A 14,861-nucleotide genomic window follows, 5' to 3' on the forward strand; every position below is an offset into this window, starting at 1 on the left:
CAGACTTAAAGTAATGTATAATTAAGGGCATATGCAATATAATCCTTTTAGCGATAAAGGAGAAAAGGTGATTTCATGATTTTTGATTATCAACAAAAACTTATTGAAATTAAATCTGATTTGATGGACTTCTATATTAATTCTAATAATGAGCTTGAAAATTTAAATGGATTTGTTTCCTTAATAAACAAGTTATTAAAGAAACACTTTCTTATAACGAACTGCATATTTTTCAAATGGACAGATGACTTGTTTGAACCAGTTCAAAATGTTGATGTGGATATGAATGTCTCCAACATATTTTCAACATCCCTCCAATCTCATTTTAAACAGCAGCCACTAGTACCGATTCCTCCAACATTGAAAAAGGAGAAAGGTTTAGAACAAATGACGCATATGCTGTTATTGAAAATACAAGATGAAAATCCGAATGGAATCTTAATTTTTCAGGACTCATCACAATGTCATTTTTTCGATAATTTAGAATTTGTGGAAGAATTTGTTCTTTTGCTGTCGGAAGTTGTGCGAATGAAAATTGAGAGTATAAATATCCGATTAAATGAGCTTCAATATCGTAAATTATATGATATTGCCAATCTATTCCATTCGACGATGGACGTTGATGCAATATTACAAAATGTACTCGCTATCATTAAAGCAAATTTCCCGAACTTAAAGGTAGAATTAATACTGTCGAATAATCAAGATCAGAAAACAAAAGTTGATATAAAGCAATTTGATTATTTATCTGAAAGAGCAACTACGATTGAGGCTTTTTTATCTGGTGAAATGACATCTGAGCATATACCTGAACTAAGCTGTTATTTGCTTAATGCGCCGATTAAAGGACAGCAGGCAACTTACGGCATTTTACAGGTGACTGTGCAAAGTGAATATATCATTACAGCATCAGAAAGGGAATTTATTCAAGTGTTAGCTCAAGCATCTGGAAATGCTTTGGAAAATGCCAAATTATATCATCAATCTTCCCGCTTAATAAGCGATTTACAGCTTATTAATGAAACATCGCATCGCCTAAATATGCGACTTGATATTGATGAGATGCTACTATTTTTACAAAAGCAGCTAATAAAATCTTTTAAACCGATGGAACTGTGCTTCGTGTTTAAAGAAAATGAGCAATTTGCAATTACGTCTGCGTGTACGGATATATTTAAAACGACACAAGGGAGCATGTATGTGCAGCATGTAGAAAAGCATTTTTCACATTCACAAGACCCTTTATTTATAGCAGATTTTAGACGTATTATCGAAAATCAGCATATCGAGTTTAGATCCATTATGGCGATTCCAATGATTGTTGAGGAACGAATTAATGGTTTTAGTATTGTCATGCATAGTGAGCCTTATTTCTTCTCATTTGATAGCTTCAAACTTATGCAATCACTTATTCATCATTCCTCATTAGCCATTGCAAACTCCAAGTTGCGCTATCAGCTACAAGAAATGGTGGATAAAGACCATTTAACAGGTCTGTATGCGAGGAGCTACTTGGATCACTTTGTTGAAAAGTCATTACAAGAAGATAGTTCAGGTATGTTTTTATTAATTGATATTGATAATTTTAAGCATATCAATGATACATTTGGTCACCAAGTTGGAGATAATATTTTGAAGCAAATTGGTGTACAATTGCAGCTTGTAGTAAGAGGGCGAGGTATTTGTGCACGTTGGGGTGGGGAAGAGATGTCTGTCTACATCCCTAATATATGTAACAAAGAAGCGTTATTGGTGGCGGAAATGTTAGTTCAAAGTATTCCAAATGTTACAGAGCCAAGGGTAACAATTTCTGCAGGGTTAATTACGTGGGGAGAAGAAGATAAACCAGAATTTCAGTCTTTATTTTTACATGCAGATACAGCGCTCTACAGTGCCAAAAATAGTGGAAAAAACCAATTTTGCATCTTCCATCATTCGATGCAATTACAGCATTAAAGGAGCCGTCTTAAAATCACTTTTAAGACGGCTCTTTTGCGATGAGAGCAGTGGCAGTTTGTAACAGCATTTGGTGTGATTGTTGTATAGGTACGTTTACAAGATGACAGGTTCAATTGTTTTATCAAATATTTAGTGAAACAAAGGCTTTTGAATTTTCTAGTTCAAAAGTAATAAATCGCTCAACCAATCATCAAATTCGCTCAACGAACATGTTCAATCGCTCAACAAATGCCTATTTTCGCCCATTAAACAGTGAAATTCGCACGCAAGACAATGCTCAATTAAGCTCAAAAAGGACGTGTTTGAAAAGTGTTATCTTTTCAAACACGTCCTTTTTAGTAAGTTATAAGTGCTTTAATAAAGTTTGGACAAATAATGTTAAGCCGCGTTCATCGTCTTCTGAAAAGCGATTTTTGATTGGGCTATCAATATCTAACACGCCAATAACTTCACCTTCTTTTAGTAAAGGGATGACGATTTCTGAATTTGAAGCAGCATCACATGCAATATGGCCTGGGAAAGCGTGCACATCTTCTACAACAATTGTTTTTTTCTGCGCCACGGCTGTGCCGCATACACCGCGTCCTACAGCAATGCGTACACAGGCAGGTAGCCCTTGAAATGGACCTAAAACAAGCTCACCATCTTTCATTAAATAAAAGCCTACCCAGTTAATTTCTTGTAAAAATTGATTTAATACTGCAGATGCATTGCTTAAATTTGCAATTACATCGTTTTCTCCTGAAAGAAGTGCATCTAATTGCTTTGCAAGTGTTGTATATTGACTTTCGAGCGTACCTTCATATTTTTCTTGAGCAAACATATTTTTTCCTCCATCATATAACCATTTATCTCGTAGTAATAATTTTTTGTGCCAAAAGCATGTTTATTGCGTTGAAAGCGAAGCGACAGCAGCAAATGTTTGCTGTACGAAAGCATACAGATACAAGACTTAAACTTCAAAAGAGTAAGTGAGAACTGTTTAAGTGGTGACCGACAGTCTGTAAAAATTCTCCCTCTTATGAAAATAATAATTCATAATGCTGATGTAAATCTTGTACAGTATGTGCATCTGAGCCAAAAGTGTATGGTAATGCAATTGATTTTGCATATTCCATCATTGGCAGCGGTGGATATGGCTCTAAGCAAAGAGGTTTGCTAAGACCCGCACTATTGAAATCCATTTCATAGCCAGCATTTTTAATATGTAATAATAATTTTTTGATGAGTGCTGTATCATCGATTTGTTGTGCATATGCATGTTGAAATTTATGAATTAGTGTTGGATGACCAATTCGCTTTGGCTTATAGTGGCCTAAATCGCTATTAATTGATTGGTGCACAGTTTCATAATATAATTGATACAATTGTTCAACACTGCCAATTTCATTTGCGCATTGTAAATATACTTCTTTCGAAAAATCAATACAAGTATAATGATTTTGCCATTTTAGAAAATGGACTGAAAGAATAGCATCGTCAAGCATTGGACCGTATTCATTAAGAAATTGACGTGTTTCATTTTCAAAGCCAACGATAAAATCAACTTCAAGTCCAATATTAATACGAATTTGTGAGGAATAGTACTTTTTTATTTCTTGTAATTGTGTAAAATAAGATGGTAGCAATGCAAAATCCATCCCGCTATTCTTCTCAGGCGTAGGGTCTTGGAATGATGGTGGCAATGGTGCATGCTCCGTAAAGGTAATTTCGGTGAATTTACATGCGATTGCTTTTTCAACATAATGTTCTAATAAATCTTTAGAGCCGTGTGGGCAAAATGGTGTATGAATATGACCATCTTTTTTCATAAAAAGGCAACTCCTTTCGTTTGACGAAATAACTTTTACAAAAACCTTTAAAAACTTAAACAAAACATACAAAACGTGGTATTATTATAAATAACATATAGCCATTAGCAATTTTGGAACAGGGGGCTTACAGTGGAGTATATCATCATTGTTGTCGTCCTACTATTAGCATTATTAATTTTTGGTTTAATGATTAGGCGAAAACATAATGCAGAAATAGAGCGACTAGAAAAAGAAAAAATGCAAGTACAGCATTATCCTATATATGAAGAGTTAACAAAAGTAAAAGCGCTTAATATGAACGGGCAAACGGAGGAAATGTTTGAAAACTGGCGCAATATGTGGTCAGAGGTGATCGATGTTCATGTTGTAAAAATGGATTCGATGTTGTTTGATGCGGAAGAATTTGTCGATCGCTTCAAATTTAAAAAGGCTTCTCAAATCGAACGTGAAATCGAAGAATATATTGTGAAATGTGAAACGATTAAAGTAACAATTATTAAAGAGCTGGAAGAATTAATTGGTAGCGAGGAGAAAAATCGTATTGAAGTAGAGCAATTAAAGGAATACCATCGCTCAGCACGAAAAACGATTTTAGCGCATCAATATTCATTTGGTCCTGCCTTAGAAAATCTCGAAAAACGATTAGAGCAATTTGTGCCAAAGTTTGAAGAGTTTGATCAATTGACGGCAGAGGGAAATTATTTGCAAGCTCGTGAAATCATTTTAACTTTAAATGGAGAAGCGCAAGCCATTTTTGCATTATTAAGTGACATTCCAACATTGCTAACAGAAATTCAAACGAAAATTCCAACTGCGATTCAAGAATTACGAAATGGTCAGAAAGAGATGGAGGAGCAAAAGTATTATTTACGCCATCTTGAGCTGACGGATTATTTAGATAAGCTTGAAGAGGAGCTTGTCATATTGAAGCAGGCTGTAGCTGACTTAAACTTGACTGAAGTAGGTCCACGTATTGAAGAAATTAATGACGAAATTGATAACTTCTATGATTTGCTTGAAAAAGAGGTAGTAGCGAAAAAATTCGTTGATCGTCATTGTCATGCGATGAATGATACGATTACGAATGTAGTTTATGCAACGAAGGAAGTGCATGATGAAGCGGCATATGTCCAACATAGCTATCGCTTGCCAGATAAAGAGGCAGAAGTGCCGAAACAATGCTTAAAGCAGCTTGAAGTTTTACAAAAGCGCTACGAGCTATTAGCAATCCGCGTAGAGGAAGAGAAATCTGCATACTCGAGCTTACAAGAAGAACTGCAAGAAATTACGAATGAAATGGAACGTATTCAAGAGGAACAAGAAAAATTCTCGAATATGTTGAAAAATTTACGTATCGATGAAAATAATGCACGTAAAGAACTTGATACATTGAAGAAATTATTACAAAATACAGAGCGAATGCTACATAAGGCCAATATGCCAGGTGTTCCAGAGGAAATGGATGCAAGGTTAGAGGAAGCGGAAGAGCAGATTTTTATCGTTGTCCAAAGCTTGCAAGAAATACCACTGAATATGGAAGCGGTACATAGTCATTTATTAAACACGAAAAAATGTATTGAAGATGTACATGAACGCGCGGAAGAAATGATTACTAATGTAATGCTCATTGAACGAATGATTCAATATGGTAATCGTTATAGAGCAACAAACGCTACGGTACATGCGCGTTTACTTGAAGCGGAGGAAGCGTTCCACCAATTCCGTTATGTAAAAGCTTTAGAGGATGCTGCGCATGCAGTAGAATCGATTGAGCCAGGAGCAATCAAACGCATTGAAGCACTAGTGCAGGAAGAATTATTAATGAAATAAGAAATGAAAGAGGATTGTCTGAAAAGTAGCCTAATGCGCCACTTTTCGGACAATTTTTTATTGTTTTGTAGAAACGTTGCCTACTTAGAAAAATAAATGCTTTCTTTTAAATAAAAGGCTGAAAATACTGGAATTCGACACTTTGGCTTTCAATTTTACATTGAGTAAGGAACATTAGGTTTTTCGTTGTTTAGAGATGGTACTGATTTTCTGAACAGCTTCTTTAAAATGGATCTTTTCAAACAAACAGCTGCTTTTTAGTGGTGTGTTAGCTGAATTTCCCCATCGTCTGAAGTAAGGGTAGTCATTTATAGGACTTTGCGTTATGATAGGTAACGGAAAATTAAACATTCACTGAGAAAGAAGAGCTCAGTCTAGGAACATTCACATTCTGTGGCAACGACTGAGTGATTGACATTGTGTTAGCGAAGGTCTACATGAAGCAGATCATTTAACCGGTGCATGTGTTGTAAAGATTTTAAGCTAACTTCCTCCTAAAAGTTCGAAAAAAATTGGGCTAAAGTTAGCAGAAGTGTAATTGATAATTGGAAAGTGTGTGACAAATAATGGATTCGAATATAATATATTTAGATAACAGTGCAACGACAAAACCACATCCAGAAGTGCTGCAAACGTTTATACAAGTGAATGAGCAGTATTATGCGAACCCTGCCTCCATTCATGAAGCGGGTGTTGAAGCGAATGCTTTATTAATGCGTGCTCGGGAACAAATTGCAGGTATTGTAGGAACCGAGGCAAAAGATGTCATTTTTACAGCGGGTGGTACAGAGTCGAACAACTTTGCGATATTCGGTACAGCGCAAGCAAATACGCATAAAGGTAAGCATATTTTAACAACGAGAATTGAGCATCCTTCTGTATTAGAAGCGATTAAGCGTTTAGCACAAGAAGGCTTTGAGGTTGAATATTTATCTGTGAATGAAGCAGGGGTTATTTCTCTCGATAAACTGCGTGAAAAAGTAAGAACAGACACAATTTTAGTCAGTATCATGCATGTCAATAATGAGATGGGTGCTATTCAACCTATTGAAGAGGCTGCGGCAATTATTCATGCACAAAGCCGTGCCATTTTCCATGTAGATGCAGTGCAAAGCTTTGGGAAAATTCCTGTGCGTTTTAATGATGAAAATGGACCAGATTTAATAACGATTTCAGGTCATAAAATTCATGCATTAAAAGGCTCGGGTGCACTTATTTTCCGCAAAAAGCTGACGGTTGCACCTTTCATCGTTGGCGGTGGACAGGAATACGGTTTACGTAGCGGCACGGTCGCTGTACCCCAAGCAGTAGCGTTAGCAAAAGCAGCGCGTATGGCAATCGAAGCAATGCCTGAAAAACAATTGCAATATGAGAAATGGTCGAAGGACTTACATGTATTTTTAGGCAATTTTGGCCGAGATATTCATTTGCTTTCATCCGAAATAGGTGCGGCACATATCGTCTCGTTTAGTGTCAATGGCTTAAAGGGAGAGGTTTTAATTAATGCGTTACAAAAGCATGGTATAATTGTCTCGACATCAAGCGCTTGCTCATCAAAGCAAACGACGACAAGTCATGTTATAGAAGCATTAAATGTAATACCGAGCTTCAAAAAGGGCGTGTTGCGCTTGAGCTTTGGTGCATATACGACAGATGCACATATCCAACAATTTAAAAAAGTATTTACGGTAATAATGCACGATTTAAAAGGAGAAAATAAAGAATGATTTTTAAAGAGATATTAATTCGTTATGGTGAGCTATCGACAAAAGGACGCAATAAAAATGATTTTATTCGCCGTTTACGTGAAAATATTCGCTATTCTTTTACTGATATATGGCCATTAAAAATTCGTGCAGAGCGCGATCGCATGTTTATTGAAATTGAAAATGATGAAAAATATGAGGTGTTAATGCAACGTTTGCCAGAAGTGTTTGGTATTCAATCATTTAGCCCTGTAGCAGCATGTGAAAAAGATATCGATGCGATGAAGCAATTAGCAATAGATATTATGGCACAGTATGGCGACGAGCCTCTTACATTTAAAGTGGAAGTGCGTCGTACGGATAAACATTTCCCGTATGATACGTATATGATTCAGCGTGAGCTGGGTGGTGCTGTCTTAACCAATCATCAAAATATTTCGGTACAAGTGAAAAAACCAGATGTAGAATTACGTGTAGAAGTGCGCTATGACGCGATTTATATGATGGGGCAGATCATTCCAGGTGCAGCAGGTATGCCTGTTGGATCAAATGGGAAGTCATTATTAATGCTTTCAGGTGGGATTGATAGCCCAGTTGCAGGTTATTTAATGATGAAGCGTGGTGTGCGTGTAGAAGCAATTCATTTTTATAGCCCGCCATATACAAGCGAGCATTCTTTACAAAAAGTCAAGGATTTGACGAATGAATTAACGAAATTCGGCGCGAAAATTCGTCTTCATGTTATTCCATTTACAGAAATTCAAGTGTTAATTAAAGACCGTGTACCAGAAAATATGACGATGACTGTAACACGTCGTATGATGCTTCGCATTGCGGATAAAGTGCGCGAGGAAGTTGGCGCATTAGCGATTGTAACAGGTGAAAGTTTAGGGCAAGTGGCGTCACAAACGTTGGAAAGCTTAACAGCAATTAACGCAGTGACAGCAACGCCAATTTTGCGTCCACTTATTGCGATGGATAAACTAGATATTATTCAAATTGCAGAGCGTATTAACACATATGAAACATCTGTACAGCCTTATGAGGATTGCTGTACGATTTTCACACCAGCAAGGCCGAAAACGAGGCCAAAAGCGGAAAAAGTCGCTTATTTTGAAAGCTTTACGGAATTCGATGAGTTAATTGAGCGCGCGGTGAAAAACCGTGAAATGCATATGTTGCCTGAGAAGAAAGCAACTGTCGATAAATTTGCGGATTTATTATAATGTGATGTGGGGACTGTGTGAAAAAGTTTATCTTTTTCACACAGTCCCAGCTTTTTTATTAACTATTTGCGAAAAATTAGTACATCTTCGGTGGTCGTAAAGGACGTATCTCAACATGATTTTCAAGCCTGTTCTTGATTGTTGGAAAAAGGTTGTAGTTAGAAGAACAAATTTCCTCTTTTTTGCGTGTATGAAAAATGTATCTTAGCACATTCTAATCTCACAAGGAGGTGACATAGAGATGACTTCAAACAACAACAACCGTAATTCAAACAAGCTTTACGTGCCAGGTGCACAACAAGCGATTGACCAAATGAAGTACGAAATCGCACAAGAATTTGGTGTACAACTTGGGCCTGAAGCTTCTTCACGCGCAAACGGTTCAGTAGGTGGCGAGATTACAAAACGTCTAGTAGCTATGGCTGAACAACAATTAAAAGGTACTAACCAATAACCTAAAAGGCTGCTGCGTAAGTGAAAACTTGCGCAGTAGCTTTTTTAGTATGTGCAAATACAAATGAATTATTAGATTTTTTTGAATAATCAAGCGTATATTTGTATAATAAATGTAAGGGAGAAATTTCTTGCTACAGTTATATGAATAGGAGTGACGATTGTGAAACGACAAGATTTAGTTGCACCAAATGTTTATAATATAGTGGATGAATTTGAAAAGCATGCAGTCGGGGATAAAAAAGCATTAATTATTCAACACGAAGATGGGCAGCGAGAAGAAATTACATATGTTGAACTAATTGCTAGAGCAAATCAAGTTGCGAATGTTTTTTATGCAAATGGCTTGCAGAAAGGCGACGTTATTCTAGTCATGTTACCTCGTTCAGTGGAAGCTTACCTAACATATATAGGCGCTTTAAAAGCAGGATTAATTATTATACCAAGTTCAGAGCTACTGCGTGCAAAGGATATTGATTATCGCATTGAACATGCTGAGGTGAAGGCAATTGTTGCGAATGAAAACTATATTGCCGAGCTTGATGAAGTACAACATTTGAACGGGCTAGTACTATTTGTAGCAGGGGAGGCGGAGAAGCCTTGGATTTCATTTGTTAATGAAATAAATGCCGCTTCCACTCAGTTTGATGCGCCGACCACTTTAGCTACTGATATGGCATTTTTAGCGTATACAAGCGGTACGACAGGCAATCCTAAAGGAGCTGTTCATCCACATAGCTGGGGCTATGCCCATTTACGCACAACTGCAAATAACTGGTTAGGTGTGCATGATGGAGATATCGTATGGGCAACTGCGGCACCAGGCTGGCAAAAGTGGATTTGGAGTCCGCTTTTAGCTACGCTCGGCAGTGGCGCAACAGCTTTTGTTTATACAGGTAAATTCGACACCGTTAAATATTTAACATTATTACAAAATATCGGTGTCAATGTTTTATGCTGTACACCGACAGAATATCGAATGATGGCAAAGGCAGAGAATTTAAGCAGCTATAACTTAGAAAAATTACGAAGCGCGGTTTCAGCTGGAGAACCATTGAATCGAGAAGTAATCGAAACATTTAAGCGGGAATTCAATGTGCAAGTTCGAGATGGCTATGGTCAAACTGAAAACACCTTATTAGTAGGGACATTATTTGGTATGGAATCACGTCCTGGTTCAATGGGGAAACCGACACCAGGCAATGTTGTAGAAATAATTGATGAGTATGGAGAAATAGTTGATGTTGGCGTTGTAGGTGATATTGCAGTACACAATTCTACCCCAGCATTGTTCAAAGGTTACTACAAGGATGTAGAGCGTACACAAATGCAATTCCGTGGCGATTGGTTTATTACAGGGGATCAAGCATACAAGGATGAAGATGGCTACTTTTGGTTCCAAGGGCGCAATGATGATATTATTATTTCATCAGGCTATACAATCGGTCCATTTGAGGTGGAGGATGCTTTAGTGAAGCACCCAGCAATACGTGAATGTGCGGTAGTTGCTAGCCCAGACGCTGTACGTGGAAGTATTGTCAAAGCGTTTGTTGTGCTATGTGATGAAAACATGAAAAATAGCCCTACAATTGTGACGGAATTGCAGGAACATGTCAAAGCACTGACAGCACCATATAAATATCCACGCGCGATTGAATTTTTAGATGAACTACCGAAAACAGCATCAGGTAAAATTCGCCGTGTAGCATTGCGCAAAAGCGAACAAAATAAATCTTTAGAGTAAGCATAACGAATGATTAGGGTGATGGGAGGTGTCTTCTATCCCCTTTTTTGTGCCCTATTAACAGGCAGTAAGATCCTGTCGCCAAAACATAGGATAAAACTAAAATATTGAAGGAGGAATCAACGGCCTGTAAAAAAACTGATTGGTAGTTGCACTTTATACGAATTATTTTGAAACTTTTAACAAACCAAAACGTATAAAATAACATACATAACATCACATCGATTCACAGTCAAAGTGAAATAATATTGGCATAATATCCAAAAAAAGTTTATGCTAGAGAGTGATGAAAAACATAAAAAGGAGTAAGGAAATGAATACAAAAAGATGGGTAGCTTTAGTAGCTGCGGCTGTATTAATTGCGTTTTCCATGGGATTAAATGCGATGATGGCCATATTTAAAACAAATTTTCTCCATTCATTTGATACGGTATTACCGATGTCAGGAGATATAGTGATTAATGAAAGCGTGCTAGAGCATGGAGATGGGAATAAGCGAATAGCGCTTTTGACGGTGAATGGAACAATTCAAGATTTAGGGTCTGGTAATGCATGGACACAGGTAGAATACGATCATCAGCTGTTTATGAATCAACTTGAAATTATTTTAGTGGATGAGTCAATTCAGGCAGTTGTGCTAGCTGTTAATTCACCAGGTGGTGGCGTTATAGAATCAGCAGCCATTCATAAAAAACTACTTGAAATTAAAGAGCAGCGCCAAATTCCAATTTATGTATCTATGGGTACAATGGCTGCATCAGGCGGTTATTATATTGCCGCACCGAGCGATAAAATCTTTGCTTTAAAAGAAACGATTACAGGATCAATAGGTGTCATTATGCAAGGTATTAACTACTCAGAACTGGCTGAAAAGCTTGGTGTGAAATTTGAAACAATTAAGTCTGGTCCACATAAAGACATGTTTGGTGGTTCTCGTGAGACATCGGAAGAAGAACTTGCGATGTTGCAAGAAATGATTGATGAAATGTATGAGGAGTTTGTTGATATTGTTGAGGCAGGTCGTGGTATGTCAGAAGCGGATGTTAAAAAGGTCGCGGATGGACGTATTTTAGGTGGCACACAAGCGTTAAAAGCAGGTTTAGTAGATGAAATCGGTACTTTAGATGATACAATTGCCTCAATTCGTGCAGACTTTGATTTAGAGGAAGCAGAGCTATTTGAGTATGCAAAACCAGAGGATAGTTTAGCTGCATTATTTGGTATGAAAGTAGGTTCGATGTTTGGACCATCTTTGGAAGAGCGCTTTTTAACACGTATTTTAACGACACACAATGCACCACGTGCAATGTACTTATATGGTGATTTTTAAGGAGGGATAGAAAATGGAATATGTGCAAACAGTTATCCCACCAACAACGCAGTATGTGCAAAAAACAGCAGGTTTTTGGGTGCGCTTATGGGCATTCATCATTGATGGAATCATTATAAGTGCGGCAATTGGTATTATTATTAACCCAATTTTTTATTTCATGGATTGGAGTTTAATGAAAATGCCGTGGTATGCACCGCTAGCAATCATTTCAACAATCGTCTATTTCAGCTATTTTGCGATTATGACAAGATTTTGGCAGCAAACTGTTGGGAAAATGATTTTTGGCTTGCGTGTTGTCAAAACGGATGGACAACGACTAGATTGGTCCACTGTTTTATTCCGTGAAGTAATTGGACGCTTTATTAGTAATAAGATTTTTTATTTACCCTATTTGGCCGTTGCCTTTTCACCGAAAAACCAAGGGTTGCTAGACTATATTGCCGATACGATTGTTGTCCATGAAGGTATTTATACAGAGCAGCAAATTCAGCCAACAGCACCTGTACAACGGCATGAAATCGAGTATATGATTTAAGGAATCATTTTATTCGAGCTGTACAAGTTGCAAAGCTTGCTAGATATTTAGTAAAATGAAAGCACAATAAAGGAGGCGTTTTTGTGGCACAAGTAACATTTAAAAATGGTCCAGTAACATTATTAGGTAATGAAGTAAAAGTTGGGGATAAAGCACCTGATTTCACAGTGTTAGCAAATGATTTATCAGCAGTAACATTAAAGGATTCTGAAGGGAAAGTTCGATTATTCTCAATCGTACCTTCACTTGATACAGGTGTATGTGATGCACAGACACGCAAATTTAATGAAGCAGCAGCAGAGCTAGGCGACAATGTCGTAATTTACACAGTGTCAATGGATTTACCATTTGCGCAAAAACGCTGGTGTGGTGCAGCGGGTATTGAAGCAGTACAAACGGTATCTGACCACCGCGATGCATCATTTGGCGAAGCATATGGCGTACATATTAAAGAATTACGCCTATTAACACGCGCTGTTTTCATAGTGGATGCAGAAGGTACTGTAACGTATGTTGAATATGTGCCAGAAGCGACAGATCACCCAAATTATGAAGCGGCAATTGAAGCTGTCAAAGCATTAACAAAATAATCATCTAAATGAAACAGCCCACTCATTTTGCTGAGTGGGTTGTTTCCTTCATTATGATTGGAGAAAGGATTATTTATGGAAAAGTTTGAACAAATTTTTATGCATATAAATGGTGAAGCAGAAAAGCGTGAAAAGGAGCAGGAGCAAACATATTTAGATGGCTTGCTCAGCGCATTAGAGGATACGCTAGATGGCGTATTTTCTTGGCAAGTAGAAGGTGCGACAAAAGAGGATATGCGCAAAGCGATTCAAATCGCAATATTAAAAGGAATGCGCAAAGGCTCCCAGCCAAATCATCAAATGACACCTGATACATTAGGACTCTTGGTGAGTTATTTCGTTGAGCAATTTTTTGAAAAAGAATTGCAGAATGGGACAATATCTGTACTTGATTTAGCGGTGGGTACAGGAAATTTACTGTATACGATAATGAATACACAGGACAGTAAAATGCAAGCAACAGGTATTGAAGTAGATGAGTTACTTATTCGTTTAGCTGCGGCAACAGGGGACTTAATCGAACAACAAGTAACCTTATATCGTCAAGATGCGCTTGATAACCTACTGGTTGATCCAGTAGATGCGATTGTTTGTGATTTGCCTGTCGGTTATTATCCAAATGAGGAGGTAGCACTTGATTATGAGCTTTGTGCAACAGAAGGTATGAGCTTTGCACATTACTTATTTATTGAGCAAGCAATTCGCTATACAAAAGATGGTGGCTATTTATTTTTCTTAATTCCTGCGAGTCTTTTCGAAGGGGAAGAAGCGAAGAAGCTACATCAATATTTGAAGGCAAATGCATGGATTCAAGCAGTTATCCAATTGCCTGAAACATTATTCTCGGCAAAGGCACATGAAAAAAGTATACTAATATTACAAAAGCAGCATAAGGAATTACGAGCACCTCGTGAGGTATTATTAGCAAAAGTGCCGAGTATGTCAAATAAGCAAGCGTTGGCGATGTTTTTTGAAAAAGTGCAAATGTGGAAAGAAAGTAAGTAGAAGATAGGTAAAGAATTAAATAAAAAGGCTGATGGAAATATACTTCCATCAGCCTTTCTATCATTCTGGTGTACGAATTACTAGCACATCACAGTTTGCAGAGCGAACGATTGCTTCTGATACAGAACCGATTAAGAAGCGTTCTACTGCATTTAAACCTGTAGCACCACAAATGATTAAGTCTGCAGTAACAAGTTTTGATAATTCTTTTGTAATAATTGATTTAGGTGAACCATACTCGATTAAAGTTTTAACGTTTTCAACACCTTCATCTAGCGCTTGCTGTTTGTAGCCATTTAATAATTCCTCAGAAAACTTTTGAGCGCGTTCAGCGATTGAGCGATCATATGCTTCTACAGCAGCGAATGAACGAGTATCGATAACATTTACTAAGTGAAGCGTTGAACCAACGTTACGTTTTGCAACATCAAGAGATTTGCGGAAAGCATATTCCGCTTCTTTAGAACCATCTACTGCTACTACGATATTTTGGTAATGATTTGCCATAAATAACTCCCCTTTACATGTGTATAACTATATTATAGCAAAAGTTTCAATTATGAGAATACTTATAGTGTAAAATAGGTAAATAAAAGAATTTTTTGTGTCTAAGCAGTTATTTTTATGCATATTTCAGAATATATATATAAGTTTGATAATTAGAAA

General features: G+C 37.2%; 13 protein-coding genes. 10 read left to right on the forward strand and 3 right to left on the reverse strand.

The window, feature by feature from the left end:
• Window positions 1–75: 75 nt before the first annotated feature.
• Window positions 76–1,956, forward strand: coding sequence for a sensor domain-containing diguanylate cyclase (locus C9J34_RS01370; protein WP_238600536.1), 1,881 nt, complete (start codon window positions 76–78; stop codon window positions 1,954–1,956).
• Between the two features lie 346 nt (window positions 1,957–2,302).
• Here C9J34_RS01370 and C9J34_RS01375 read toward each other — a convergent pair whose 3' ends face one another.
• Window positions 2,303–2,782, reverse strand: a complete 480-nt coding sequence (locus C9J34_RS01375; RefSeq protein WP_107838062.1) for a GAF domain-containing protein — start codon at window positions 2,780–2,782, stop codon at window positions 2,303–2,305.
• Window positions 2,783–2,978: 196 nt separating this feature from the next.
• Complete coding sequence (hisJ, locus tag C9J34_RS01380; protein WP_107838063.1) at window positions 2,979–3,770, reverse strand: histidinol-phosphatase HisJ; 792 nt, start codon at window positions 3,768–3,770, stop codon at window positions 2,979–2,981.
• Between the two features lie 132 nt (window positions 3,771–3,902).
• On the opposite strand from hisJ, the gene ezrA reads away from it, so the two are divergent.
• The 9 genes from ezrA to C9J34_RS01425 all read left to right on the forward strand — a co-directional run bounded on the left by ezrA (window position 3,903) and on the right by C9J34_RS01425 (window position 14,195).
• Window positions 3,903–5,603, forward strand: coding sequence for a septation ring formation regulator EzrA (ezrA, locus tag C9J34_RS01385; protein ID WP_107838064.1), 1,701 nt, complete (start codon window positions 3,903–3,905; stop codon window positions 5,601–5,603).
• Between the two features lie 566 nt (window positions 5,604–6,169).
• Complete coding sequence (locus C9J34_RS01390; protein ID WP_238600537.1) at window positions 6,170–7,330, forward strand: cysteine desulfurase family protein; 1,161 nt, start codon at window positions 6,170–6,172, stop codon at window positions 7,328–7,330.
• Window positions 7,327–8,535: a tRNA uracil 4-sulfurtransferase ThiI gene (gene thiI, locus C9J34_RS01395; RefSeq protein ID WP_107838065.1), complete on the forward strand. Its 1,209-nt coding sequence runs from the start codon at window positions 7,327–7,329 to the stop codon at window positions 8,533–8,535. Before C9J34_RS01390 ends, thiI begins: the two co-directional genes overlap by 4 nt.
• A gap of 241 nt (window positions 8,536–8,776) precedes the next feature.
• A complete protein-coding gene (locus C9J34_RS01400; protein WP_107838066.1) occupies window positions 8,777–8,989 on the forward strand; it encodes an alpha/beta-type small acid-soluble spore protein in 213 nt (70 codons plus the stop codon).
• 162 nt (window positions 8,990–9,151) lie between these two features.
• Entirely contained in the window at window positions 9,152–10,732 is a 1,581-nt protein-coding gene (gene mbcS, locus C9J34_RS01405; RefSeq protein ID WP_107838067.1) for an acyl-CoA synthetase MbcS, read from the forward strand.
• Between the two features lie 313 nt (window positions 10,733–11,045).
• On the forward strand, window positions 11,046–12,062 hold the full coding sequence (sppA, locus tag C9J34_RS01410) for a signal peptide peptidase SppA (protein ID WP_107838068.1): 1,017 nt from the start codon (window positions 11,046–11,048) through the stop codon (window positions 12,060–12,062).
• A 13-nt stretch (window positions 12,063–12,075) separates the two neighbouring features.
• Window positions 12,076–12,600: an RDD family protein gene (locus C9J34_RS01415; RefSeq protein ID WP_107838069.1), complete on the forward strand. Its 525-nt coding sequence runs from the start codon at window positions 12,076–12,078 to the stop codon at window positions 12,598–12,600.
• Window positions 12,601–12,683: 83 nt separating this feature from the next.
• Window positions 12,684–13,190 carry a thiol peroxidase gene (gene tpx / locus C9J34_RS01420; RefSeq protein ID WP_107838070.1) on the forward strand — a complete coding sequence of 169 codons (507 nt, stop codon included), beginning with the start codon at window positions 12,684–12,686 and terminating at the stop codon, window positions 13,188–13,190.
• 75 nt (window positions 13,191–13,265) lie between these two features.
• Window positions 13,266–14,195: a class I SAM-dependent methyltransferase gene (locus tag C9J34_RS01425; protein WP_107838071.1), complete on the forward strand. Its 930-nt coding sequence runs from the start codon at window positions 13,266–13,268 to the stop codon at window positions 14,193–14,195.
• A 60-nt stretch (window positions 14,196–14,255) separates the two neighbouring features.
• On the opposite strand, the gene C9J34_RS01430 is transcribed toward C9J34_RS01425, so the two are convergent.
• Complete coding sequence (locus C9J34_RS01430) at window positions 14,256–14,702, reverse strand: universal stress protein (protein ID WP_107838072.1); 447 nt, start codon at window positions 14,700–14,702, stop codon at window positions 14,256–14,258.
• Window positions 14,703–14,861 lie beyond the last annotated feature (159 nt).

This window comes from Metasolibacillus meyeri (assembly GCF_003049505.1).
GTDB lineage: Bacteria > Bacillota > Bacilli > Bacillales_A > Planococcaceae > Metasolibacillus > Metasolibacillus meyeri.